Below are 24,069 nucleotides of genomic sequence, written 5' to 3'. Positions count from 1 at the left end.
AAATTAAGTCGGCTAGTCTAGCTTGCCGCCGATGTGCTGCGCATAGTGCGCAGCGTCGCTGCGAAAAAATCCTGCACCTTGTCGACGCAGGCCATGCCGTTGTGCGGGACGTTGTCGACCACATCGAGCTTGACCTTGACGCCTGCGGCTTCAAACGATTTGCGCAGGCTTCCCAGGCGTTCAGGGCGGTTTTTGCCGGCGTCATTGGCACCGGGCATGAAGAACTTGCCGCCTTCCTTGTGCGTGATTTCCCAGGTTTCGATATCGGCTTTGCCGACGATCATATGGACCGGCAGTGTCTTCAGTGCATCCAGGTTGAGGGGTTTTCCGAAGCGTGTCGCAAAGTCGCGCACACCGACCCACCAGTCCTGACTGAAGTCGAGCAGCGTGACTGAACCCGGCGCGCCGACCGACAGCGCCCACAGGCGTTCCGGATGCAGATAGCCGAAGCGGTTGACGAACTGGCCGCCGCCGGAATAGCCGAATAGGGCGAATTTCGAAAAGTCACAGCCGAACTTGGTCGCTACTTCATCGACCATGTCGAGCAGGACTTCGTCGTAATGGATGTCGCCTTCGCGCAATTGCTTGAAGCCGTCACGGTTGCCGTCGCCTTTCGGGCCGGCGGGGAAAAGCGGGCACAGCACGATGCAGTCGTTCCATTTGGCGAACTCGGCAAAGGCATCGCGGTATTCGGTAAAGGCGCGGCCGGTGCCGTGCATGACCACCACCAGTTGCATCGGGCGCGAACCGGCGCTGCCGATGTGCGGCGGTACGTAAGTGCAGTAGGAGAAACGTGGATCGCTGCGCGAGGCGTAGATGGTGCTGTTGCCCAGATCGTAAATGGCACGGGCGCGCAGGTCGAATTCGGCGGCGGTCGCCGTCACGGTGTCAGACATGGAAAATCCTTGATGAATACAAACGGGAGGGATGCGCGGTACAGCTTGTAACGGCGTCGGTGACGATGTAGTCCGCATTTGGCGCATTTTTCGCATAAGCGGACGGCGTACAGGGAATCGGAACGGAAGGCATCGAAGCAGTCATGGCCTGGTTTGTAGGACGGTTTGCCGGCAAATGGTCAACTTATGTTTCGATTATGTGACAAACAAAAGAAAATAAAAATGTAGAAATCGTTTAGCATAGATAAAGAATTTATTTACTATTTACCTTTCACCATTTCCCTCGCGCGCTCCCATCCACCTATGAGCACCATCCGTTTTCTTCGCACCTTCGTCGCTGCCGCCCATGGTGGATCCTTTGCTGCCGCAGCCGATCAGGTCTCACTGACGCAGGCTGCCGTCGGCCAGCAGATGCGCGCACTGGAAGCGGAGCTGAAAACCACGCTGTTCGACAAGACCGGACGCAGCATGGTGCTGGCACCGGCCGGGCATTTGCTGTTGCCACGCGCCGTGGATCTGCTGGCGCAATACGAGGCCCTGCGCCGCGATCTGCAAAATCAGGAACCGATTGCCGGCAATCTCAAGCTGGGTTCGCTGATTACCGGTATGGGTTTGCTATCGTCGACGCTGACTGAACTCAAATTCCTGCATCCGAGTCTGGAAGTCGAGCTGCGCGTGCAGGATCAATCCAAACTGATGGAAGACGTCATCAGCGGTGAACTCGATGCGGCCTTGGTGGTGGAGCGCCAGTGGCCTGAAAAACCGGGTTTGCTGTGGACGCAATGCTACGTCGAGACGCTTACCGTGATTGCCAATTCCAGTATCGCCAGCGCCGACTCGACGATCAGCAGCTTGTTTGCCGGCTTTCCTTTCATCCGTTTCGACCGCCGCACACCGACCGGCGCGCATATCGACAAGATCATGCGCGGCATGCAGTTGGTGCCGCAGGATTTTCTGGAGCTGAACTCGATCTTGTCCATCGTCGAGCTGGTGCGCAAGAATGTCGGCTTCACCATGGTGCCGTTGCTGAAGAACTTCGACTGGGAAAGCGATCCCAGCCTGTGCGTACTGCATCTGCCGGGCAGGCCGGTTGCGCGCCGGCTCGGTATTCTGGAAAGCGGCCGTCGCAGTCACATTACCAGTGTGGTGCGGGAAGAATTGCTGGAGCAGTTGCAGCGTATGCGCCCGGGCGGCCGCCTGCAGAATGGCGTGTCGTCGTAGGAAGTCTGTGGCGCAGTTGTATTTGCCGACGATGGCTGTCGCAGGTTAAATGATTGGCTAGGTGATCCGCAGCGACATCCCTGATTTCGCGGGTGGCAGCGAGGCTTCAAATCCATAGCGCTTGTAAAACTCCGGCGTACCGTGATCGGCCATCAGGCTGACGTAGGCTGTGGGCAAGGCTGTCTCGTGAATATATCGCATGAGGCGCTGCATGATCAGATGGCCCAGGCCCTTTTTCTGATGTGCCGGAAGCACCGCGATATCGACGATTTCAAAGAAGCAACCACCGTCGCCGATGACGCGTCCGATACCGACTGGTGTTGAATCAGCATAGACAATCACGCTGAACAAGCCATGCTTCAGGCCGACCGTCGCGGCTTCAGGGGATTTGCGGCTCAATCCGGCTGCCAGCCGTATGTTGATGTAGTCGTTGACCGAGGGGACTTCGTCTTTGAGTTCGTATTGCATGTTGTGGCATGTTGTACGTTGCGTTGAAATCCAGTTGCCCATTTGCCGAGCTGTAAAGCAATCAAATCAAGTATTACCGGTTGCTGGAATCGGATGATGAACCTGGATGCGATCACGTCCCGACGCTTTGGCGCCATAGAGCGCAGCATCTGCAGCGCTGACAAAACTGGCTGCCGAATCTTTTTCCGTAATGGAGGTGAGCACGTCGATGCCGGCGCTGACGGTGACGATGCCGGGAGTGTTGCCGACGTGTTCTATCTTCAAGGCATGTAAGGCTTTGCGAATCGACTCTGCGACGATGAGTGCGCCATCGAGGTTGGTGTCGGGCAGCAGTACCGCAAATTCTTCACCGCCATACCGCGCGGCCAGATCGTTACTGCGTTTTTCACTGGCCTTGATGACCGCAGCGACTTGCCTGAGACATTCGTCACCGGCAACATGGCCGTAAAGGTCGTTGAATTTCTTGAAGTAGTCGACATCAATCAGAATCATCGCCAGCGGCATCGCCGACTGTTTGGCGCGCGACAGCGCATGATCGATGGCCTGGTCGAATTTGCGACGGTTCGCGAGGCCGGTCAGGCCATCTTGCTGTGCCAGTTTTTCCAGCGTGGCGTTCAGGCCTTGCAGCGCGTCCCTGGCGTTTCTGGCTTCCTGCTCAGCGTGAATCCGCATCTTGATCTGGCGAACCAGACGCATGCCGAGCAAGGCGATAACGGCCACGATACACAGCGTCAGCACGGCTCTGACAATGGCAAGCCGCTGCCAGCTTGCCAGGATCTCGTCCTTCGACAAGGCGGTGGTGACAAAAATCGGATAGTAGTTCAATCGTCGATAGCCATTCAGCCGCTCGACACCGTCCTGCGTCGATTTGATCATTGCCGAACCGTTGCCATTGCCATGTTTGTACAAGGCGTAAAGCGGGCCCTTGGACAAGTTCCTGCCGAGCGAATCCGGCAGCAGTGGCCGACGCGCGATCTGAATACCATTATCCAGAATCAGGGCGATGGCACCCTGTTGTCCGATGTCGAAGGTTTCGTAAAAACTGACAAAGTATTTGACGTGGATGGTCGCCAGGACAACACCGGCGAATTGTCCGTCGGCACTGTCGAGCCGGCGCGACAGGGGAATCACCCAGTCGCCCGAAGAACGCGCCTGGAAAGGAGTGCCGATGTGAGGGCCCGGATTGCTGTTGATCCTGTGAAAGAGAAAGTATTCTCTATCCGCACTGGAGCCGTATTCATCCTTGTTCGCGAGGGAATTGACAATACGCAGGCCGTCTTTGTCGAAAATGGCGAGACCCTGGAGCTGTGGTAACTCTTTGACACGTAGCATCAGCAGCCTGTGCAGCCGTTCCAGCGCCGCAGGCGAAGTACCGTCGACGAGGACGCGCTCGGACAGGCCGAGCAAAGACGTATCGGCGGCTTTGAAAGTGTCGTCGGCGTGGCGGGCCAGTGAGCGCGACATGTTGTCGGAGGTGACTTCCGACTCACTGAGCTGGTCGGCGCGTTCTTCCCAGATGGTCCAGGCGATCAGGCTGGTGAGCGAGATGCACACAAGGAGCAGGAAACTGATGGCTGTGGACGCGACCGTCGCATTTTGTGTCGGTGTCAGAACAGTTGGTGTGGGACGCATTGCCTGTGCTCAATAGAGGGAGTTTTCGGCCGGGTGATTCGTCGGGCTCATTATGTTTATTCTGTCGTATGCCGGTGTTGCGACGCAGTGTTGTGACTCTATCATGCCAATCTGCCACGTCGAACGATGAAAATAGACGGTAAATCTCCGTCTCCAGCCGCGAATCGGCAGATCTGTGGCGAAAATAGCTGTGACAATTTGCCACATTCGCTTTTCGATCGAGTATTTATATACTTGGAGGCTCATTCTGGCTGGCTGTGCATACTGTTTAGCCTCTCTATCTCTGACACCGCTCTTAGGCATTCCCCCATGCAACACAACCCGACCAAAAAAGCACGACCCTCATTCAGCTTGTCGAATTTACAGGTAACGCTGCTTCTGTTGATCGCCGGCGTTTGTCTGATTTCGGCAACGTGGGTGTTTGCCGTCGACATCGGTCGTGTTCCTGTTTCGCTTTGGGATATCTGCACCACCGCACTCTCTTCCACGCCGACGGAAGCTGTGCCATCCAGCACGAGCGCACCGACGAAATAGTGGTCGGTTTGTCTCTCGTGGTATATCCCCTCGCAATGTATTAACCCTCTCTTCCCAGCTGTACTCCCCTTCAGGCTCGTCTTCCGGCGAGCTTTTTTATTGCCTGATTGCATTTCGTTGTCTGCCCGCAATCCTTTGTGCACACTGGGATACGCAGGAGTTCACGCTAAATATTCGTATCATTTTCCCTACTCAGGAAAACCCCGATATTCGCGCTTGAAGATTTGGCAGAAGATTCGTTCACCCACTAGACGTACCCAAAGAAGTACCCACTGAAGTACCTCACTTACCCCACAGGGAGAACAACATGAAAAACTGGAAAATTGGCTTACGTCTCAGTCTTGGTTTCGGTGCAATCCTGGCGCTGCTGGTTGCAGGCGCGGGCTTCGGTCTGAGCCAGGTGTCGAAGTTGAATGATCGGGTGGAATTTCTGACTTCCGTTGATGAAGGCAAGTTGTTGGCATTGAGCAAGGTGCAGTTCGCCATCGGCCTGCGTGCCATCGCAGCACGCAACCTGGTGTTGGTTTCTGATCCTGCAGCACAGAAGGGTGACATCGAATTGGTCACCAAGGCACAAAAAGATATCGATAGCGGGCTGGCGGAATTGTCCAGTCTGATGAAGAACCCTGCGGACTCCAATGAACAAGAACGCAGCATGCTGGCGCAACTGACAGCGCTGGAAGCGAAGTATTTACCGATTGCCAACAACATCGGAAACTTGGCAACAACACGTCAGAATGAAGCGGCTAAAGCTGCGTTGATCGCAGACTGCATGCCGCTGCTCAAGCAAGTCATTGCTCATATCGCTGAATTCAACAGCATGATGCGCGCCAACAGCAAAGCGAATCTGGTTAGTGCACAGGCTGCGTATGAAGTCTCCAAATGGACCATGTTCGCCATCACAGCGCTGTCGCTGGTACTCGGTTCGCTGATTGCCTGGATGCTGACCCGCTCGATTTCCCGTCCGCTGAAAGAAGCTGTTGCCATCGCTCAAAACGTGAGTGCCGGTGACCTGACCAGCGACATCAAGGTGCAAAGCAAGGATGAACTCGGTCAACTGATGCTGGCACTGAAAGACATGAACGACAATCTGCTGCGCATCGTCGGCGATGTTCGCCACGGTACCGACACCATCGCCGCCGCATCGACTGAAATCGCTTCGGGCAATCTGGACCTGTCGTCCCGTACCGAACAACAAGCCGGCTCGCTGCAAGAAACTGCTTCGGCGATGGAAGAACTGACTGCCACTGTCAAGCAAAACGCCGAGAATGCCAAGGAAGCGAATCAACTGGCAGAAACTGCATCGAACATCGCCATCAAGGGGGGCGCCGTAGTGTCCCGAGTAGTTGACACCATGGCTTCGATCAACGAATCGTCGAAGAAGGTTGTAGACATCATCGGCGTGATCGACGGCATCGCATTCCAAACCAACATCCTGGCATTGAACGCCGCTGTTGAAGCAGCCCGAGCTGGTGAACAAGGCCGCGGTTTTGCGGTGGTCGCATCGGAAGTCCGCAGCCTGGCACAGCGTTCTGCTTCGGCTGCAAAGGAAATCAAGGAACTGATCGGCAATTCTGTTGCGAAGGTCGATGCAGGCACCGCACTGGTGGACGAAGCAGGGTCGACCATGGGTGAGATCTTGGAAAGTGTGAAGCGCGTCACCGGCATCATGGGTGAAATCAGCTCGGCCAGCGACGAACAGACTCGCGGCATCGAACAGATCAATCAAGCGATCGCTCAGATGGATCAGGTCACACAGCAAAACGCTGCACTGGTTGAAGAAGCTGCTGCTGCTGCCGCATCGATGCAACAACAAGCCGGCAACCTGGCTGACGTGGTCGCAGTCTTCAAGCTGGATGAGCAACATCAGCACGCTGTCGAAACCAATGTCGTCAACGCAGTGAGCCCGGCACGTGTGAGCAAGACATCGACAGCACAAGTGCATCGTCTGCCGAAGCCAGTCAGCGCACCGGCTCTGGGAATGGAAGAGTTCAGCTATGCAGCCTGATCAGATCCGATCAGAACCATTAACGAATTTGTTGTGGGGGTAGTAAGTAGTGGGGGTGAGGGGATGAGGTGCAGCATGCGCAAGCAAGGCCTCATCAGTTAATGCGAAAGCATTGACGTACAGGCGGTTCACAGCAATGTGAATCGCCTTTTTTATTTTTGTGAAATTTGTGGATGATAGGTGGCGGATTTGATTTAGCGCGGCAACGAATCGCCGATGGGCAGCGCCGTTTTATATTTGACCTGCTTGAGCGCGAAGCTGGAGCGGATATTCTTGATGCCGGGGATTTTGGTCAGGTGATCAAGGATGAAATGTTCCAGCGCCTGCAAGTCGGCCACGACAATGCGCAACAGATAATCTTCGTCGCCGGTCATGAGGTACACCTCCATGACTTCGTCGAAAGCACTGACGGCCGCCTCGAAATTTGCCAGCGCAATCGACTCTTGTTTTTCCAGGCTGACTTTAACGAAGACGTTGACCTTCAAGCCCAGCAGGTGAGGATTGCCGAGTGCGACATAGCGCGAGATGATGCCCTCATTTTCCAGCCGCTTGACACGCGCAAGCGTGGGCGACGGCGACAGGTTAATCTTGGAGGCGAGCTCCAGATTGCTGAGGGCGCTGTTTTCCTGAAGGATGCTCAGGATGCGCAAATCAATGGTGTCCAGTTCCATATGTGGAATTTATCTCCGTTAATTTTTAATTGGCGGCATATTGTGCTGAATATTGTATGTTAAACCATCTATTTCAGTGACTCATTTTGTTTCATCCGGCGTACATTGGTCGTATTGATCAAGGAGATAGAACGTGGAAATGTCATCAGCAAGCGGATTCGCCAAAGACATCGATATCGACGCAGAAGAAACCCAGGAATGGTTGCAGGCGTTGCAAGGCGTACTACAGGAAGTCGGTCCCGATCGTGCGCGCTTCTTGCTGTCGCGTTTGTCGGCGGCCGCGCAGCAATGGGGCATCAACTGGCGTGATGCGCGCAATACGCCCTACATCAATACCATCCGGCCCGAGCAGGAGCCGCCTTTCCCTGGTGGATCGGACGCGCAAGCCATCGAAGAACATCTTGCCACCGTCATGCGCTGGAACGCGCTGGCGATGGTGGTGCGGGCTAATCGCGCCTACGGCGAGCTGGGCGGCCACATCGCCAGCTACGCTTCGGCAGCGGATTTGTTCGAAGTCGGTTTCAACCATTTCTTCCGCGCGCGTGATGCGCAGTTTGCGGGCGATCTGGTGTACTTCCAGCCGCATTCGGCGCCTGGTATCTATGCGCGGGCGTTCCTGGAAGGTGCGCTGAGCGAAGACGACCTCAGTTTTTATCGTCGCGAAATCGAAGCCAAGAAGCACGGCAAGCAGGGTTTGTCGTCGTACCCGCATCCTTGGCTGATGCCGAACTTCTGGCAATTTCCGACAGGTTCGATGGGCATCGGCCCGATCAATGCGATTTATCAGGCGCGCTTTTTGCGCTATATGGAGCACCGCGGTTTGCTGCAGGATCAGGGGCGCAAGGTGTGGGGCGTGTTCGGCGACGGTGAGATGGACGAGCCGGAATCGCTGGCCGCATTGAGCCTGGCCTCGCGCGAGAAACTCGATAACCTGATCTTCGTCGTCAACTGTAATCTGCAGCGTCTGGATGGCCCGGTGCGCGGCAACGGTCACATCGTCGACGAGCTGGAAACACTGTTCGCCGGAGCCGGCTGGAACGTCATTAAACTGCTGTGGGGCTCGGACTGGGATGGCCTGTTTGCGCGCGATAAGGACGGCGAGCTGATCGATGCGCTCAATCGCACCGTCGACGGGCAGTTGCAAACTTTTGCCGCCAACGATGGCGCATTCAACCGTGAGCATTTCTTCGGCCAGACCGCAGGCACGCGCAAGATTGCCGAGACGCTGACCGACGAAGAAATCAATCGCCTGCGTCGTGGCGGTCACGACATGAAGAAGATCCACTCGGCTTATCACGCGGCGGCCAACCATCGCGGCCAGCCTACGGTGATTCTGGCGCAGACCAAGAAGGGCTACGGCATGGGCGCGGCCGGTGAAGGCAAGATGACCACGCACCAGCAAAAGAAGCTGGATGAAGAGGTGTTGATCGCTTTCCGCAATCGCTTCAAACTGCCGATCAGCGATGAGCAGTGCAAGAACCTGGCATTCTACAAACCGGCCGCCGACAGCGCCGAAATGAAGCATCTGCTGGGCCGTCGAGCTACACTCGGTGGTCATATGCCACGTCGTGTCGCCGGCGACGCCAAGCGCACTGTTCCTTCGATCGAAACGCATGCCAAGTTTGCGCTGGATGCCGAAGGTAAGGAAATGTCCAGCACCATGGCGCTGGTGCGTATGCTGAGCAGCATGCTCAAGGATGCCGATTTCGGCAAATACGTGGTGCCGATCGTGGCCGATGAGGCGCGTACTTTCGGCATGGCAAATCTGTTCCGCCAGGTCGGTATCTATTCTTCACAAGGCCAGTTGTACGAGCCGGAAGACATCGGTTCCATCTTGTCCTACCGCGAAGCCAAGGACGGCCAGATTCTGGAAGAAGGCATTACCGAAGCGGGCGCGATCTCATCGTGGACTGCTGCGGCGACCAGCTATTCGGTGCATGGTTTGCCGATGCTGCCGTTTTATATCTACTACTCGATGTTCGGCTTCCAGCGTATCGGTGATCTGATCTGGGCGGCTGCCGATCAACGTGCGCGCGGCTTCCTGATTGGTGCCACATCCGGCCGTACGACGCTGGGCGGCGAAGGTTTGCAGCATCAGGACGGCAGCAGCCACGTGACCGCTGCGGGCATTCCGAACTGCGTGTCTTACGACCCGGCGTACGCTTATGAAATGGCGGTGATCGTTGACGAAGGCATGCGTCGCATGCTGGAACGCAACGAGGACGTGTTCTATTACGTTACCGTCACCAACGAAAACGAAGCACAGCCGAGCATACCGCAAGACGTCGGCCTCAAAGGCGGCATCAGGGACGGTATCCTGCGCGGCATGTATTGTCTCGACGCGAAAGCCGATGCTCAGGTACGTTTGCTGGCGGCAGGTCCGATGCTGAAGGAGGCGTTGTCGGCGGCGCGCATGCTGCTGGATCAATTTGGTGTCATCGCAGAAGTCTGGAGCGTTACCAGTTTCACCGAGCTGGCGCGTGATGGTATCGCCGTCGAGCGTCAGAACCGCCTGACGCCATCGGCACGCACGCAACCCTATGTAACGCAACAGCTGCAAGCCGGCAAGGCGCCTGTCATTGCCGTCAGTGATTACGTGCGCACCTTGTCGGAGAGTATTCGTGCGTATGTGCCTGCACGTTACGTCACGCTGGGCACTGACGGCTTTGGCCGTAGCGATACGCGCGCCAATCTGCGCGACTTCTTTGAAGTCGATGCCCGCTGGATCGCCTATACGGCATTGACTGAAGTATTCGGCGACGATGCCGGGAAATTGCAGGCCGCTGCCGAAAAGCTGGGTATCGACCTGACCAAGCCGCTGTCGACATCGGTCTGATGTAAAGAATCCACTGTTGAGGTCGCCGCCGGACACTGATTGTGCAGCGATAAAAAAGCGCCATCTCCCGTCACAAGCGGGGATGGCGTTTTTGTTTGTTTTGTTTGTTTTGTTTTACTTGATGTGAGGGAATGCATCGTCGCGAAAGTCGGGGAAGAATCCGCTTGCTTGAAAATATCTCATCCGCAGCCGACATCTCAACTGCTATATTGATGATCCGCAAGATGTAGGCGCTATGCGTGCATTTTGCATAAGCACAATCATAAGAATTGAAATACAGACGTTCATCCCGAGCGCATCGAATTCATCAAGTTACTAAATAAAGGAGCGACACAGATGGCAGCACCGAAAAGAATCGCCTTGGTCACCGGCGCAGGTTCCGGTATCGGCAGACAGATCTCGTTAGCGCTCTTGCGTGAAGGCTATGCGGTTGTGCTGGCAGGACGTCGCGCAGAGCCCTTGCAAGAGACCGTGAAGGCGGCCGGCGAATTTGGCGGCAATGCGCTGGTTGTTCCCGCCGATGTGAGCGACCCGACTTCAGTGAAAAATCTGTTCGCAAAGACGAAGGAAAAATTCGGTCGCCTCGATCTGCTATTCAACAACGCCGGTATTTTTGCACCACCGATGTCGATTGAAGAACTGAGCTATGAACAGTGGAAGTCTGCTGTGGATATCAATCTGACCGGTGTATTCCTGTGCACGCAGGAAGCGTTCAAGATCATGAAGGATCAATCCCCGCGCGGCGGTCGCATCATCAACAACGGCTCGATCTCGGCGCACGCGCCACGTCCGTTTTCGGCGTCTTACACCGCGACCAAGCATGCGATTACCGGACTGACCAAGTCGACATCACTCGACGGCCGTCGCTACGACATTGCCTGCGGCCAAATCGATATTGGCAATGCGTCAACCGACATGACCGAGTTGATGAAGAAAGGTACGCTGCAAGCCGATGGTTCGACGCAGGTGGAGCCGACCATGGATGCCGGCCATGTGGCGAAGGCAATTCTTTATATGGATAGTCTGCCGCTGGATGCCAATGTGCAGTTCATGACCGTGATGGCGACCAAGATGCCATTTATCGGTCGTGGTTAAAGACGATTAAGTCACTGAGTACAAAGCAGAACGCGCTACCTGTAACGGAAGCGCGTTTTTTTATGTCTGCGGATTCTTGAGACCATTCCAGCGCGGCGTCAGCGTATGCTGAATGGCGAACAGATCCAGCACGCGACCCAGAGTGTGATCGATCATTTCATCGATGGATTGCGGGCGGTGATAAAAACCGGGCAGCGGGGGGAAGACGATACCGCCCATTTCGGTGACGCTGGTCATGTTGCGCAGATGCGCAAGATTGAACGGCGTTTCGCGCACCATCAGCACCAAGCGGCGGCGTTCTTTCAACACTACATCAGCGGCGCGGCTGATGAGATTGTCGGACAGGCCGTTGGCGATGGCTGCCAGCGTTTTCATGGAGCAGGGGGCGACGATCATCCCGGTGGAGGTGAACGAGCCGCTGGCGATCGATGCGCCGACGTCGCGTACGGGATGCACGACATCTGCCAGCGCTTCAACGTCTTTACGGGTCATGTCGAGCTCCTGGTGCAGATTGAGCACACCAGCTTCCGACACCAGCAGATGGGTTTCGATCTCCGTGTCGCGCAGCACGCGCAACAGGCGCACACCGTAGGCAACGCCGGTGGCGCCGGTGATGGCGACGATCAGACGTTGTGGTTCCGATGCCTTGGGTGCGGCTGTCGTCGCGGCGGACAGAGGATCAGCCCTTGAACAGGGTTTGCAGTTCGCCGGCTTCGTACATTTCGTTCATGATGTCGGAGCCGCCGACGAATTCGCCGTTGACATACAGTTGCGGGATGGTCGGCCAGTTCGAATATTCCTTGATGCCCTGACGGACGTCCGCGCTTTCCAGTACGTTGACGGTGACGATGTTTTCAGCGCCGCTGGCCTTGAGCAGTTGAATCGCTTTGCCGGAGAAGCCGCATTGCGGAAATTGCGCCGTGCCCTTCATGAAAAGGACGACAGAGTTTTGGGTAACGGTTTCTTTGATCCAGGATTGCACTTCGCTCATGACTACACCTTCAAAAAGTTCTCAATGCCGACATTATATGAAAAAGCGAGCCATCGCGTTGAGGTCTGCTGATTCTGCGGATGGAGTGTTGTGAAACGGAAAGCTGTTTTTTAGGCAACTTGAAAAATAAGAAGAAAGATACAAGGAAGAAAAGTAGGTAAATTATTTATCGTTGTCTTGCCGGCAAGAAAAGAAGGGCTGGAGAGAAGCAGAAGCCGCGGCCGCAGAAGGCCGGGAAAGACGTAAATAATATAAAAACAAGAAAGGGCGCTGATGCGCCCTTTTTTTGTTGCCGGTCCAATCCGCCGGCTAGTTGGATATCACGAGGCAGCTGCGGGCGTTGGTTCTTCCGGCAGGCGCTTTGCCATCGAGTGATGGTTCTGTACGCGATCCTTATGCTTGATGACCTGGCGATCCAGTTTGTCGATCAGCATGTCAATGGCGGCATACAGGTCATGTGCAATGCTCTCGGCATGCAAGTCCTTACCCTTAATGTGGACGTTTATTTCTGCTTTCTGGCGTTTTTCTTTTTCTGTCAGCTTATCGACGCTGAGGATCACACTGATGTCGATGACGTGATCGAAATGGCGCTTAATACGCGTCAGTTTGTTTTGCACGTATTCGCGGATTGCAGGGGTCAAATCGAGGTGATGGCCACTAATGGTCAGATTCATACAGCACTCCTATCGTGAGATTGCTGGAGGTTCTTACGCATTGTCCGGTTGTTTGTGGAGCATTACGCCGGAACACAGCAACAGGTGCTACTACAGAAAAACTTACAGAGATTTGCGGAGATTAACTGGCGGTATCTTGAGCACTTCGCGGTATTTGGCGACTGTACGTCGCGCTACCACCATGCCCTGTTCCGCCAACATGTCTGCAATCTTGCTATCAGAGAGTGGGTTCTTAGGGTCTTCTGCTCCTATCAGTTGTTTGATGAGAGCCCGTATCGCGGTGGAGGATGCTTCACCTCCTGCTTCCGTTGCGACGTGGCTGCCAAAGAAGTATTTCAACTCAAACATGCCATGCGGGGTCAGCATGTACTTCTGAGTCGTTACACGAGAAATAGTGCTCTCGTGTAGACCCAGTGTATCAGCTATTTCACGCAACACAAGGGGTCTCATGGCAACTGCGCCATGAGAAAAAAAGTTGCGTTGCCGTTCAACAATTGCCTGAGCGACACGCAAAATTGTGTCGAAGCGTTGTCGCATATTTTTGATAAGCCACTTGGCTTCCTGCAACTGCGAACCCAGCGAACCGTCGCCCTTGGTTTGCTTCATTGCATTGGCGTACATTGCATTGACGCGCAGGCGCGGCATGACGTCGTGATTGAGCAAAACCTGCCAGCCGTCTTTGGTCGCTTTGACAATGACGTCGGGGACGACATAGTCAGAAGTTTCCGACGCGAAAGCGGAACCGGGATGCGGGTTGCACTGACGGATGACGGCTTGTGCTTCTCGCAAGTCTTCATCGTCGCAGCCGAGTGCCTTCTTGATTTTATTGAAATCTCTTTGGGCAAACAGAGGCAGGCATTCTTCCACAATTGTCAGCGCGAGGCGGCGTGTGACAAAGGCAACTTTGGGCAGGCGTTTGATTTGCAAGGCGAGACATTCCGATGCGCTGCGCGCACCGATGCCGGCAGGGTCAAAACTTTGCAGCAGCTTCAGCGCAATGGAAAGTTCTTCCAGCTCGATTTCAAGTTCTTCCGGCAGGCGCGCGAGAATATCCTCCAGCGGCTCTTCCAGATAGCCGTGATCGTCCAGCGCATCGATGATCAGTTCCACCAGCGCGCGGTCGCGCAGCATGCGTACGGTCAGGCGTGCCTGCTCCGCCAGATGTTCACGCAGCGTGACGGTATGCGCTTCCAGTTGGGGGCGCGCATCTTCATCGTCCGGCGTTTTTCCGGTGCGTGCAACGTCGTCGAAACTCCATTCGGCGTCGCCGCTGACATTGTTGTCGTCGCCACCGAGACTGTCGGTGTGTTCAGTCGCCTCTGCTTCGGTCGGTGCGCTGCTGACGACGTTCTCAGCCGGATTGGCCTGCTCGGCGGGCGTCGAACTGATGGCGCCATCGGCCAGCAGACGCACCGAATTGTCGAGCGCGTCGTCGAGGCGTTCCAGCAATGGATTGTCAGAGAGGATCTGCTCCAGTTCCTGATGCAATTCCAGCGTCGACAATTGCAGCAGACGGATCGACTGCTGCAACTGCGGCGTCAATGCCAGATGCTGGGATGTGCGTAACTGGAGAGATTGTTTCATTCAGGTGGCCTGGGGCACTACATGCGGAAGTGTTCGCCGAGATAAACGCGGCGGACGGATTCATTGGCAATGATGTCATCAGGGCTGCCGCTGGCCAGCACGGTGCCCTGATTGATGATGTAAGCGCGGTCGCAGATACCGAGCGTTTCGCGCACGTTATGGTCGGTGATCAACACGCCGATGCCGCGTTCCTTGAGGAAGCGCACGATGCGTTGAATTTCGATGACCGCGATCGGATCGATACCGGCGAAGGGTTCGTCCAGCAGGACGAAGCGTGGGTCGGTCGCCAATGCGCGGGCAATTTCAACACGGCGGCGTTCACCACCGGACAGCGACAACGCCTGGCTCTCGCGAAGCTTTTCGATTTGCAGTTCATGCAGCAAATTGTTGAGGCGGCCTTCGATCTCGTCGCGGCTCAGCGGCTTGCCGTTTTCCCGGCGCAATTCCAGCACGGCGCGGATATTGTCTTCCACGGTCAGCTTGCGAAATACCGATGCTTCCTGTGGCAGATAGGACAAGCCCATCGACGCACGCTGGTGAATCGGCAGGCGCGAAATGTCAGCGCCGTCCAGATCGATTTCACCGCCGTCCGAAGGCACCAGGCCGACGATCATGTAAAACGACGTCGTCTTGCCCGCACCGTTGGGGCCGAGCAAACCGACCACTTCGCCGCTTTCCACTTCAAGCGAAACGTCGCGCACGACCTGGCGCGCACCGTAGCTTTTTTGCAGTCCGCGGACGACCAGAGAACTTGTCGCCATCTTATGGTCCCTTCGGAGAATCAACGCGTGGCTGAATGATCGCAGTGATGCGACCGCCACCTGGTTTGCTTTCGCCGGTGTTGGTGTTGTTGACCGAGTAGAACTCGGCACGGCTGTCATAGGAGATGAACTCGCCGTTGACTTCATCCGTGACGCGGGGGCCGTCCATGCGCTGCATGTGCGCGCGTGTAAACAATTTGGAGATTTCGGTCTTTTCGCTGTACTCGATGCGTTCGGCCTGGCCTTCGATCCATAGGTTCGGGCCACCGTCACGCTTTTGGCGGAAGCTGGCAAGCTGCCCCGGCGCCGCGTACAGGATTGCAAATTCATAGCCGGCCGGATCGGTCGTCAGCACAACCTTGCCGGCTTTGATCAGCAGCGTGCCGCGCGTGAGGATGACGTTGCCGGTGAAGGTCTTCACTTGTTTGACATCGTCGTAGACCATCTGCTCGGCTTCGATGCGTGTCGGCTTCTCGGTGTCCGCTTTTTCAGCGCGGACGATGCCGCTCGCGGTCATCAGAACCAGAGTCAACAGAGGCAATAAAAGATTCGTTTTCATATCATCCTGCGCAAGTATCTCGCTTGGTTATGCCAGCTGGCGGTGAGGCTAGCGTGGACGCGGCTGGTAGGTGCCGCGCACATTGTGTAGTAACTGGAATTCTTGTATTGCATTGTTGGCGATCATGCCGGTGCCGGTCATGATTGATGAACCCATAGTCAGCTCTACCGGTTTGTCCGTCTTTGCAATATCGTCGTCCGGCAGCAGTAGCAGGTATTCGGTTTTCAGATGCATGTTTTCGGACTTGGCGGTAGCGGCGCGATTGCCGTTGACGTCGCCGTACATGTGAATCTTGCTGTTGTCGTCTTCGATTCTTGCCCGTTGTGAATACAGCTTCATCGGGGGCTTATCTTCCGACAGGGTCGTGATGACGGGCAACGTCACCTCGAACGAATCGTCGTCCGGGAAGTGGACCATCTTGGTGCCGGTAATGTCATAACGCGGCTGGCCGGTTTCCGACATTTTGACGTAGCTGAATTGTTCGACGTAATAGTCGGGCTTGCTGTGCGGACGCGGCGCGAGCGAACCGTCGCTATTGCTGCGCAGGACTTGCAACACCCAGAAGCTGGCCAACGCCAGCGCCGCGAGGACGGCGACGATGATGGCCAACCGGATGCGCTGCGCTGCGCGTTCGCCGCTGTGATTGCTCATGCAAGATAACCGGCCAGCGCCGTCTCGTAGTGGCCTTGCGCCGTCAGGATGAAGTCGCACAGTTCGCGTGCCGCGCCATTGCCGCCGAAACCTTCGGTAATGTAGTCAACGCGTTGCTTGACGTCATGGTGACCGTTAGCCACGCAGGCAGTGAAGCCGACTTTGGTCAACACCGGTAAATCGATGACATCGTCGCCGAGATAGCCGCAGGCGGATGCCGGGATGCCGGTCTGCTCCAGCAACTGCGCAAAGGCGATGCGCTTGTCGTGCACGCCCTGGAACACATGAGCGATGCCCAGATCCTTGGCGCGGCGTAATACGATCGGGGACTGGCGGGCAGTGATGATCGCGGTGGCGATGCCGCCAAACTGCTGCAGCATCTTGATCCCGTGGCCGTCGAGCGCGTTGAAGCGCTTGACAGGTTCGCCGTCCGGCCCGTAATACAAGCCGCCATCCGTCAATACGCCATCGACGTCAAAAATCATCAGCCGTACTTGCTTGGCTTTGGCAATGGCGGCGGCGCTGGCCGTACTGAATCGGTCGGCCATCAGATCACCTTGGCGCGAGTCAGATCATGGATATGCAGCGCGCCGACCAGCTTGCCGGCGGCATCTGCCACCAGCACCTGGTTGATACGGAATTCTTCCATCAGTTGCACAGCGTCTACTGCCAGTTGATCCGGCGTGATGGTGCGTGGACCGCGATGCATGACGTCGGCAATCGACGACTTGGTGAAATCGTCACCGCGTTCCAGCAAACGGCGCAGATCGCCATCGGTGAACACACCGATCGGGCGGTAGTCGTCATCGACCACGGCCGTCATCGCCATGCCCTTGCGGGTAATTTCCATCAGCGCGGCCGACAGCGATACATCGGACGTGACCGCCGGGATGGCGTCGCCGGTGCGCATCACGTCGCGCACATGCGTGAGCAGGCGGCGACCGAGGGCACCACCGGGGTGGGAGCGGGCGAAGTCTTCTTCCATGAAGCCGCGCGCATCCAGCAGCGACACCGCCAGTGCGTCGCCCATGGCCAGCGTGGCCGTAGTGCTTGCGGTAGGCGCCAGATTCAGGGTGCAGGCCTCTTTATCTACACCGACGTTCAGATGAATCGCCGACAGTAATGCCAGGCTGGAGTCGTCGTTGCCGGTCATTGCGATCAGATAGGCGCCCATGCGTTTGATGATCGGTACGATCGCCATCAATTCCGCGGTTTCGCCCGAGTTGGAGATGGCAATGAAAACGTCATTCGGCGTGACCATGCCCAGGTCGCCGTGCGCGGCTTCCGCTGGATGCATGAACAGCGCCGGCGTGCCGGTCGAGGCGAAGGTCGCGGCAATCTTGCGGCCGATATGGCCGGATTTGCCGATGCCCGACACCACAACGCGTCCTTTGCATTCCAGCAAGACGCCTACGGCGCGAGCCAATGGTTCATCAGCGTTATCCGACATCCGGGCCTTCATCGCCAGGATGGCGTCGGCTTCGATCTGCAGGGTTTGACGGGCGAGACTCAGCGCGCGCTGTGCGCTTTCGGTAGAAAAAGCTTTTGGCAAGATTTTATGTTCGGTTACACTCATAACCGAAGTATAAACGAATTACGAAAGCAAAAAACTTGCCAGATGTAACCTCGTGTAGCGCCATGGATGAATTTGGTGAACACAACGGTCCAAATCGGCCCTTCCGGTAACCGGATATGAGGCTGAAACGCAGGCGGGACAGGCGTGTCGCGATTATGCACCAAATCAGATCAGTGGCCGCAAGGCAGGCATGGTTCTGGCTTAATGGGTCGTATGGCCTCCACCTATAAAAATTGCTTCGTTTTCTAATCCATGTTTTCTGGTCTAGAGCTCACACTATTTTTACTCGGCGCCGCTGTGCTTGGCGTCGTTGTTTTTCGAATGTTTCACCTGCCGCCGATGCTGGGCTATCTGGTCGTCGGCATCGTCATCGGCCCGCACGGCCTCGGTTTTGCTGAAGATAACGAAACCACTCATGCCCTGGCCGAGTTCGGCGTGGTCTTCCTGATGTTCTCCATCGGGCTGGAATTTTCCCTGCCCAAGCTATCGTCGATGCGGCATATCGTCTTCGGGCTGGGTGTGGCGCAGGTATTGGCGACCATTGCGGTGGCCATGGTGTTCGGCTGGAGCACCGCTTACATTCTTCCGCAACTGCACAATATCAGCTGGCCCGCCGCCTTTGCCCTGGGTGGTGCGCTGGCCATGTCGTCCACCGCCATCGTCTCCAAACTGCTGACTGAACGCCTGGAATTGGAAACCGAACACGGCCGCCGCATCCTCGGCATCCTGCTGTTCCAGGATCTGGCGCTGGTGCCGCTGCTGATCATCGTGCCGGCGCTGGCCAAGAACACCGGCAATCTCGCAGTCACCCTGGCTTGGGCAACCACCAAAGCGGTGGTGGTGCTGGCCTTGCTGTTGTTCTTTGGACAAAAGCTGATGCGCAGTTGGTTCCAGATCGTCGTCAAGCGGCGTTCGCAGGAACTGTTCATGCTCAACCTGCTGATGATCACCTTGGGTGCTGCCTGGATTACCGAAAAAGCCGGCCTGTCGCTGGCACTGGGCGCTTTCATCGCCGGCATGTTGATTTCCGAAACCGAGTACAAGCATCAGGTGGAAGAAGACATCAAGTCCTTCCGCGATGTCTTGCTGGGCTTGTTCTTCATCACCATCGGCATGCTGCTCAACGTGCATCTGGTACTGGAACACTGGTGGCTGGTCCTGTTGCTGCTGATCGGCCCGGTGCTGCTCAAATTCGTGCTGATTGCGGGACTCGCCAAGTTGTTCGGATCAACCACCGGCGTCGCCTTGCGGACAGGCCTCGCGCTGGCGCAGGCCGGCGAATTCGGCTTTGTGTTGCTGAATCAGGCCGGAGGTCTGCAATTGATGGATCCGCTGCTGATTCAAGTGATTCTGGCGTCGATGGTGTTGTCGATGCTGGCGGCGCCCTTCATCCTCGCCAAGTCCGACGCCATCGTCATGAAGTTGTCTGCCAATGAATGGATGCTGCAATCGCTGGCGCTGACGCAGCTCGCCACGCGCACCATGTCGAGCCGCAAGCACGTCATCATTGCCGGCTTCGGCCGTAGCGGCCAGAGTCTGGCCAAGCTGCTCGACGAAGAAGGCATCCCCTATCATGCGCTGGAGATGGATCCGGATCTGGTGCACGACACGCAGGTTGCCGGTGCCAACGTCTCGTATGGCGACGCCGCCCGCCGCGAAAGCCTGGTTGCCGCCGGTATCCACCGTGCCGCCGCGCTCGTGGTGACCTATGCCAGCACGCCGTCAGCGTTGAAAGTCTTGCATCATGCCAACGAGCTGGTGCCGACCTTGCCCGTGATCGTGCGTAGCCACGACGATGCCGATCTCGACAAACTGCTCGCCGCCGGCGCGACCGAAGTTGTTCCCGAAGCGCTGGAGGGCAGTCTGATGCTGGCATCGCACGCGCTGGTGATGCTGGGTGTTCCGCTGCGCCGTGTGGTGCATCGCGTGCAACGAGCCCGCGACGAGCGCTACACCTCATTGCGCGGCTACTTCCATGGCGCATCCGATGTGCCTGAAGACAATGACAACCTTCATGTGCGGCTTGAGTCAGTGGTGCTTGGCGAAGGCGCCAGCGCCATCGGCAAGACCTTGTATCAGGTCGCGCTGGAACAATTCGATACGGAAGTCACCATGCTCCGGCGCGGCAAGTTGCGTGTCGAGTTCGCGCCGGATACGCAGTTGCAGACGGATGACATCCTGGTGTTGCGCGGCACGGCGGAAAATATCCTGAAAGCGGAAAAGCGCTTGCTGAAGAAATAAACAATGGAAATCAATGGAAATTATTGATCGCATCACCGGCATTATCCTTCCCGTTTTCGCCATCATCGCCATCGGGTATGGCTATGCGCGCTGGCGAGGTGAAGTGGTGCGTTCCGACATGGCATCGGTCAACCGCGTATCGATGGAAGTACTGGCGCCGCTGATGGTTTTCAGCGCGCTGGCCGCCAAGGATTTCGACATGGTGCACAACGCCTGGCTGATCCTCGCCAGCGTTTTGATTTCTTTGGGATCGGGTTTGCTGGCATGGCCGGTCGCGCGGCTGTTCGGCTATGACAAGCGCACCTTTCTGCCACCGATGATGTACAACAACGGCGGCAATATGGGCGTGCCGCTGATGCTGCTGGCCTTCGGGCCGGAGAGCCTGTCGGCGGCGGTCGCGTTGTTCACGGCGGCGACCTTCGTCTATTTTTCGTTGGGCATCAAAATGCTGCAGCATGGGCGCGATACCCGGCCCGGCTCATTGCTGCGTTTGTTCAAGAGTCCGATCATGATCGCCATGGTGTTGGGCGTGCTGTTTGCGGCGTTTCATGTGCCTCTGCCTTCGCCGGTTTTTTCTGCAATGAAACTGCTGGGTGAGGCCAGCATCCCCATCATGCTGTTTGCGCTGGGCGTGCGGATGATGGACATCAGCTTCAAGAGTTGGCATATCGGGTTGGTCGGCGCGGCGACGTGTCCGCTGGTTGGTTTGATCGTTGCGTTGTTGTTGGATCAGATCCTTCCGTTGACAGCCGGACAACGTGGCCAGATGTATTTGTTCGCTGCCTTGCCGCCGGCGGTTTTGTGTTTCATGGTGGCCGAACAATATCGTCAGGAGCCGGACAAAGTTGCCTCGATCGTGCTCATTGGAAATCTCGCTGCATTGATTTTTGTGCCGCTTGGTTTATGGATGGGACTGCCACCGTCGATTCGTTGAATTGCGCCCCGAGGAGGGCTTTATTCCGCGCACCTTGGTATGAGAAATGCTTAGAAACTAATAGGGCGCTCTGTGTGCTCAAAAAAGTTATCCTAAGGATGTTTCCATGCTAAAAAATCTCTCCATCAAAGCGCGCCTGATCTTTGTTGTCAGCTTTCTTTCAGTCTTGCTAGCCATCTTTGGCATGGTCGGCCTGGTCAGTTTGCAAAAAACCAATACTGATCTCAAGTCCCTTTATGAAGATCGCGTCATCGCATTAATCCAGCTCGGGCAGGTGACCGATGCGGTGGACGCAGGCCGCTATACGATTTCGACTGCGATCGTCGGCGATTCCGGCGAAATCGACAAGAGCATGGATAACCTTGAAAAGGTTCTGAAGGAAGGCGATGCGGTATGGAAAGCCTATCTGGCGACCTACATGACGCCGTCAGAAACCAAGCTCGCAGAGCAATTCACCGCGCAGCAAAAGAAATTCATCGCCGACGGCGTCAAGCCGGCTATTGAAGCTTTGCACAATCGCGATTTTCAGGGCGCCACCGATCTTTACAACGGACCGTTGCTAGAGCTGTTCAAGCAGATCAACGTCACGATGAAGCAACTGGTGACCTTGCAGCAGAATGTCAGCAAGGATTTGTACGACCAGTCGCAGGCCCGTTATCAAACTTTTCTGACGATTACCATTGCTGCGATCGTTGTCGGCATTGCGGTCGCTATCGTCATGGGCATCTGGCTGGTGCGCGCGATCTCAGGCCCGCTCAATGAAGCCGTCAAGGTCGCCCGCGGCGTTGCTGAGGGCGACCTCACTCAGACGATTGAAGTACATTCGCGCGATGAAGCCGGCCAGTTGATGGAAGCATTGCAAACCATGAATGGACGTCTCCAACAGATCGTCGGCGAAGTGCGTGTCAGCACCGACACCATCACGACGGCATCGAGCGAAATCGCCACCGGCAATCTCGATCTTTCTGCGCGCACCGAGAGCCAGGCAGGCTCGTTGGAAGAGACCGCATCGGCGATGGAAGAACTGACCTCCACCGTCAAGCAAAATGCCGACAACGCACGCCAGGCCAATCAACTGGCGGCCTCTGCATCACAGATCGCCGAAGAGGGCGGCAACGTCGTGAGCAAGGTGGTGGTCACCATGAACAACATTAATGATTCGTCGAAGAAGATCGTCGACATCATCAGCGTGATCGACGGTATCGCTTTCCAGACCAATATTCTCGCCTTGAATGCCGCAGTGGAAGCCGCGCGGGCCGGTGAACAAGGACGTGGTTTTGCCGTCGTCGCCAGCGAAGTGCGCAGTCTGGCGCAACGCAGTGCCGCCGCCGCCAAGGAAATCAAAACGCTTATCGACGACTCCGTACAAAAAGTCGGCGAAGGCAGCAAGCTGGTCGAGCAAGCCGGCGTTACGATGGACGAAGTAGTTGCCAGCGTCAAACGCGTGACCGACGTCATGGGCGAGATCACTGCTGCGAGCCAGGAGCAGAGTTCGGGCATTGAAGAAGTGAACCGTGCGATCACGCAAATGGATGAAACCACGCAGCAAAATGCCGCCTTGGTTGAGCAGGCCGCCGCTGCCGCGCAATCGCTGCAGGATCAGGCGCAGCGTCTGACGCAGGTGGTGAGCGTGTTCAAGCTGGATGGTGCGCAACAGCTGGCCGTTGCTCCGGCGAGAACGGTCAATATCACACCGCGTCCTGCGGCTGTTTCTTCCGCGTCGACGACTGCCGCAACAAAGAAAGTGGTCGCCATTAAACCGGCCAAGTCGACTGCTCCGGCCTTGACAACAAGTAGCGTGAGCCAGGGCGGCAAGCCCAGCGATGACGACTGGGAGCAGTTCTGAGCGTTGCAAGCCCGTCACCGACATGGCGGAAATGAGGACGTAAAAAAGGGGATTGCCGTAACGGTGATCCCCTTTTTCATTTTGCGTCGAAGCAAGCTTCAGATCAACACTTGGTTCAGCACTCAGTCCAGCAAGACATCTTCCGAAGCCGCCGAGCGCGAGCCGGGCACTGGTGGATTGCTTTGACCGTGATAGGCGAACACCACCGATGATTTGATCTGCGCCGAATTGTTCTTGCCTGCGGCATGGAACAAGCCGCTGTGGAATAGCACCACATCGCCTTTTTCCAGCGGTACCGAAATACCTTGTTCGAACAATGCCTGATTGGCCGCGACTTCCGGACGCAGGAAGTCGAGTTCATCCATCTGCTCCGGCTGCAATTGCAACAGATGCGATCCAGGGATGAACTTGAGACCGCCGTTGTCTGCATTTTCCGGACCCAGCGCCAGCCAGACCGAAATCAATTCATTGCGGGGGAACGACCAATAGCGAATATCGCGATGCCAGCCGGTCGCCGTGCCGAAGGTCGGATGCTTGGTCATCACGCAGTTGTGATGCGACAGCGTGATGCATACAGGCTCTTTAAACAACTGATGCAGTGCTGCCACCAGACGCGGATTCGACGCCCACGCGCGAAAGTGATCGTCGCGTTGCCACGCCGCACGCAAGCGGCGGGCAGTGCGGCCGCCCGGCGCATCCAGCGACGACGGTGCGCCGGCATAACCGACGTCGGCTTCGTACTCCAGCGGCGCAACGGCTTGCTGTACATGCTCGCGCGTGACAGCGAGCATGTCGTCACATGCGTCGGCTGGGACAAAGCCCTTCAGCAGCAGATAACCGTCTTTGCGGAAATCCTCAATCTGGGCTGAGGAAAGCAGCGTTTCCATGGCA

At 56.5% G+C, this 24,069-nt stretch carries 22 protein-coding genes; 8 read left to right on the top strand and 14 right to left on the bottom strand.

The window, feature by feature from the left end:
• Positions 1–17: 17 nt before the first annotated feature.
• A complete protein-coding gene (locus PQR63_RS20605) occupies positions 18–896 on the bottom strand; it encodes an alpha/beta hydrolase (RefSeq protein WP_408169815.1) in 879 nt (292 codons plus the stop codon).
• Positions 897–1,199: 303 nt separating this feature from the next.
• Between PQR63_RS20605 and PQR63_RS20600 the strand changes: the two genes are divergently transcribed.
• Positions 1,200–2,117 carry a LysR family transcriptional regulator gene (locus PQR63_RS20600; protein ID WP_408169814.1) on the top strand — a complete coding sequence of 306 codons (918 nt, stop codon included), beginning with the start codon at positions 1,200–1,202 and terminating at the stop codon, positions 2,115–2,117.
• Positions 2,118–2,174: 57 nt separating this feature from the next.
• Here PQR63_RS20600 and PQR63_RS20595 read toward each other — a convergent pair whose 3' ends face one another.
• Both PQR63_RS20595 and PQR63_RS20590 read right to left on the bottom strand, forming a co-directional pair.
• Positions 2,175–2,585 (bottom strand): GNAT family N-acetyltransferase, encoded by a 411-nt coding sequence (locus tag PQR63_RS20595; RefSeq protein ID WP_408169813.1) that lies wholly within the window; start codon positions 2,583–2,585, stop codon positions 2,175–2,177.
• Positions 2,586–2,651: 66 nt separating this feature from the next.
• On the bottom strand, positions 2,652–4,217 hold the full coding sequence (locus PQR63_RS20590) for a sensor domain-containing diguanylate cyclase (RefSeq protein WP_408169812.1): 1,566 nt from the start codon (positions 4,215–4,217) through the stop codon (positions 2,652–2,654).
• Positions 4,218–4,526: 309 nt separating this feature from the next.
• On the opposite strand from PQR63_RS20590, the gene PQR63_RS20585 reads away from it, so the two are divergent.
• Both PQR63_RS20585 and PQR63_RS20580 read left to right on the top strand, forming a co-directional pair.
• Positions 4,527–4,751: a hypothetical protein gene (locus PQR63_RS20585; RefSeq protein WP_408169811.1), complete on the top strand. Its 225-nt coding sequence runs from the start codon at positions 4,527–4,529 to the stop codon at positions 4,749–4,751.
• Positions 4,752–5,058: 307 nt separating this feature from the next.
• Positions 5,059–6,759, top strand: a complete 1,701-nt coding sequence (locus PQR63_RS20580; protein WP_408169810.1) for a methyl-accepting chemotaxis protein — start codon at positions 5,059–5,061, stop codon at positions 6,757–6,759.
• A 194-nt stretch (positions 6,760–6,953) separates the two neighbouring features.
• Here PQR63_RS20580 and PQR63_RS20575 read toward each other — a convergent pair whose 3' ends face one another.
• Positions 6,954–7,430 (bottom strand): Lrp/AsnC family transcriptional regulator, encoded by a 477-nt coding sequence (locus PQR63_RS20575; protein WP_408169809.1) that lies wholly within the window; start codon positions 7,428–7,430, stop codon positions 6,954–6,956.
• A gap of 139 nt (positions 7,431–7,569) precedes the next feature.
• Between PQR63_RS20575 and mdeB the strand changes: the two genes are divergently transcribed.
• Both mdeB and PQR63_RS20565 read left to right on the top strand, forming a co-directional pair.
• Positions 7,570–10,266: an alpha-ketoglutarate dehydrogenase gene (gene mdeB / locus PQR63_RS20570; RefSeq protein ID WP_408169808.1), complete on the top strand. Its 2,697-nt coding sequence runs from the start codon at positions 7,570–7,572 to the stop codon at positions 10,264–10,266.
• Positions 10,267–10,602: 336 nt separating this feature from the next.
• Positions 10,603–11,361, top strand: coding sequence for an SDR family oxidoreductase (locus tag PQR63_RS20565; protein WP_408169807.1), 759 nt, complete (start codon positions 10,603–10,605; stop codon positions 11,359–11,361).
• Positions 11,362–11,421: 60 nt separating this feature from the next.
• Here PQR63_RS20565 and PQR63_RS20560 read toward each other — a convergent pair whose 3' ends face one another.
• From PQR63_RS20560 to PQR63_RS20520, 9 genes are all read right to left on the bottom strand, one after another.
• On the bottom strand, positions 11,422–12,036 hold the full coding sequence (locus PQR63_RS20560; protein ID WP_500862133.1) for a UbiX family flavin prenyltransferase: 615 nt from the start codon (positions 12,034–12,036) through the stop codon (positions 11,422–11,424).
• Positions 12,037–12,040: 4 nt separating this feature from the next.
• On the bottom strand, positions 12,041–12,352 hold the full coding sequence (gene grxD, locus PQR63_RS20555; RefSeq protein ID WP_408169805.1) for a Grx4 family monothiol glutaredoxin: 312 nt from the start codon (positions 12,350–12,352) through the stop codon (positions 12,041–12,043).
• A gap of 320 nt (positions 12,353–12,672) precedes the next feature.
• Positions 12,673–13,026 carry a ribosome hibernation-promoting factor, HPF/YfiA family gene (gene hpf, locus PQR63_RS20550; RefSeq protein ID WP_408169804.1) on the bottom strand — a complete coding sequence of 118 codons (354 nt, stop codon included), beginning with the start codon at positions 13,024–13,026 and terminating at the stop codon, positions 12,673–12,675.
• Positions 13,027–13,128: 102 nt separating this feature from the next.
• Positions 13,129–14,610, bottom strand: a complete 1,482-nt coding sequence (locus PQR63_RS20545; protein ID WP_408169803.1) for an RNA polymerase factor sigma-54 — start codon at positions 14,608–14,610, stop codon at positions 13,129–13,131.
• Positions 14,611–14,627: 17 nt separating this feature from the next.
• On the bottom strand, positions 14,628–15,371 hold the full coding sequence (lptB, locus tag PQR63_RS20540; protein ID WP_050476521.1) for an LPS export ABC transporter ATP-binding protein: 744 nt from the start codon (positions 15,369–15,371) through the stop codon (positions 14,628–14,630).
• Position 15,372: 1 nt separating this feature from the next.
• Complete coding sequence (gene lptA / locus PQR63_RS20535) at positions 15,373–15,930, bottom strand: lipopolysaccharide transport periplasmic protein LptA (RefSeq protein ID WP_408169802.1); 558 nt, start codon at positions 15,928–15,930, stop codon at positions 15,373–15,375.
• 48 nt (positions 15,931–15,978) lie between these two features.
• On the bottom strand, positions 15,979–16,581 hold the full coding sequence (lptC, locus tag PQR63_RS20530) for an LPS export ABC transporter periplasmic protein LptC (protein WP_408169801.1): 603 nt from the start codon (positions 16,579–16,581) through the stop codon (positions 15,979–15,981).
• The gene (locus PQR63_RS20525; protein WP_408169800.1) at positions 16,578–17,129 is read right to left on the bottom strand and encodes a KdsC family phosphatase; all 552 of its coding nucleotides are present in this window, start codon (positions 17,127–17,129) and stop codon (positions 16,578–16,580) included. Before PQR63_RS20525 ends, lptC begins: the two co-directional genes overlap by 4 nt.
• Positions 17,129–18,157: a KpsF/GutQ family sugar-phosphate isomerase gene (locus tag PQR63_RS20520; RefSeq protein ID WP_408169799.1), complete on the bottom strand. Its 1,029-nt coding sequence runs from the start codon at positions 18,155–18,157 to the stop codon at positions 17,129–17,131. The genes PQR63_RS20525 and PQR63_RS20520 overlap by 1 nt, the downstream gene beginning before the upstream one ends.
• A 252-nt stretch (positions 18,158–18,409) precedes the next feature.
• On the opposite strand from PQR63_RS20520, the gene PQR63_RS20515 reads away from it, so the two are divergent.
• From PQR63_RS20515 to PQR63_RS20505, 3 genes are all read left to right on the top strand, one after another.
• Positions 18,410–20,398 (top strand): monovalent cation:proton antiporter family protein, encoded by a 1,989-nt coding sequence (locus PQR63_RS20515; protein WP_408169798.1) that lies wholly within the window; start codon positions 18,410–18,412, stop codon positions 20,396–20,398.
• A 13-nt stretch (positions 20,399–20,411) separates the two neighbouring features.
• Positions 20,412–21,332 carry an AEC family transporter gene (locus PQR63_RS20510; protein ID WP_408169797.1) on the top strand — a complete coding sequence of 307 codons (921 nt, stop codon included), beginning with the start codon at positions 20,412–20,414 and terminating at the stop codon, positions 21,330–21,332.
• Between the two features lie 106 nt (positions 21,333–21,438).
• The gene (locus PQR63_RS20505; RefSeq protein ID WP_408169796.1) at positions 21,439–23,178 is read left to right on the top strand and encodes a methyl-accepting chemotaxis protein; all 1,740 of its coding nucleotides are present in this window, start codon (positions 21,439–21,441) and stop codon (positions 23,176–23,178) included.
• A 122-nt stretch (positions 23,179–23,300) separates the two neighbouring features.
• Here the strand turns inward: PQR63_RS20505 and PQR63_RS20500 are convergent, their stop codons facing one another.
• Positions 23,301–24,065: a phytanoyl-CoA dioxygenase family protein gene (locus tag PQR63_RS20500; protein WP_408169795.1), complete on the bottom strand. Its 765-nt coding sequence runs from the start codon at positions 24,063–24,065 to the stop codon at positions 23,301–23,303.
• Between the last annotated feature and the right edge of the window lie 4 nt (positions 24,066–24,069).

The sequence above is a fragment of the Herbaspirillum rhizosphaerae genome (genome assembly GCF_046025915.1).
GTDB classification, from domain to species: Bacteria; Pseudomonadota; Gammaproteobacteria; order Burkholderiales; family Burkholderiaceae_D; genus Herbaspirillum; species Herbaspirillum rhizosphaerae_A.
The sequence above is the reverse complement of the archived record's forward strand: the minus strand, read 5'-3'. Positions and strand labels throughout refer to the sequence as shown.

Coding starts and splice junctions, on each gene's coding strand:
- PQR63_RS20590 (WP_408169812.1), bottom strand. CDS start 4,217: ATGCGTCCCACACCAACTGTTCTGACACCGACACAAAATGCGACGGTC.
- lptC (WP_408169801.1), bottom strand. CDS start 16,581: ATGAGCAATCACAGCGGCGAACGCGCAGCGCAGCGCATCCGGTTGGCC.
- PQR63_RS20565 (WP_408169807.1), top strand. CDS start 10,603: ATGGCAGCACCGAAAAGAATCGCCTTGGTCACCGGCGCAGGTTCCGGT.
- lptB (WP_050476521.1), bottom strand. CDS start 15,371: ATGGCGACAAGTTCTCTGGTCGTCCGCGGACTGCAAAAAAGCTACGGT.
- hpf (WP_408169804.1), bottom strand. CDS start 13,026: ATGAATCTGACCATTAGTGGCCATCACCTCGATTTGACCCCTGCAATC.
- mdeB (WP_408169808.1), top strand. CDS start 7,570: ATGTCATCAGCAAGCGGATTCGCCAAAGACATCGATATCGACGCAGAA.
- PQR63_RS20515 (WP_408169798.1), top strand. CDS start 18,410: ATGTTTTCTGGTCTAGAGCTCACACTATTTTTACTCGGCGCCGCTGTG.
- PQR63_RS20605 (WP_408169815.1), bottom strand. CDS start 896: ATGTCTGACACCGTGACGGCGACCGCCGCCGAATTCGACCTGCGCGCC.
- PQR63_RS20505 (WP_408169796.1), top strand. CDS start 21,439: ATGCTAAAAAATCTCTCCATCAAAGCGCGCCTGATCTTTGTTGTCAGC.
- PQR63_RS20525 (WP_408169800.1), bottom strand. CDS start 17,129: ATGGCCGACCGATTCAGTACGGCCAGCGCCGCCGCCATTGCCAAAGCC.
- PQR63_RS20500 (WP_408169795.1), bottom strand. CDS start 24,065: ATGGAAACGCTGCTTTCCTCAGCCCAGATTGAGGATTTCCGCAAAGAC.
- PQR63_RS20585 (WP_408169811.1), top strand. CDS start 4,527: ATGCAACACAACCCGACCAAAAAAGCACGACCCTCATTCAGCTTGTCG.
- PQR63_RS20575 (WP_408169809.1), bottom strand. CDS start 7,430: ATGGAACTGGACACCATTGATTTGCGCATCCTGAGCATCCTTCAGGAA.
- PQR63_RS20580 (WP_408169810.1), top strand. CDS start 5,059: ATGAAAAACTGGAAAATTGGCTTACGTCTCAGTCTTGGTTTCGGTGCA.
- PQR63_RS20600 (WP_408169814.1), top strand. CDS start 1,200: ATGAGCACCATCCGTTTTCTTCGCACCTTCGTCGCTGCCGCCCATGGT.
- PQR63_RS20520 (WP_408169799.1), bottom strand. CDS start 18,157: ATGAGTGTAACCGAACATAAAATCTTGCCAAAAGCTTTTTCTACCGAA.
- PQR63_RS20595 (WP_408169813.1), bottom strand. CDS start 2,585: ATGCAATACGAACTCAAAGACGAAGTCCCCTCGGTCAACGACTACATC.
- PQR63_RS20545 (WP_408169803.1), bottom strand. CDS start 14,610: ATGAAACAATCTCTCCAGTTACGCACATCCCAGCATCTGGCATTGACG.
- lptA (WP_408169802.1), bottom strand. CDS start 15,930: ATGAAAACGAATCTTTTATTGCCTCTGTTGACTCTGGTTCTGATGACC.
- PQR63_RS20510 (WP_408169797.1), top strand. CDS start 20,412: ATGGAAATTATTGATCGCATCACCGGCATTATCCTTCCCGTTTTCGCC.
- grxD (WP_408169805.1), bottom strand. CDS start 12,352: ATGAGCGAAGTGCAATCCTGGATCAAAGAAACCGTTACCCAAAACTCT.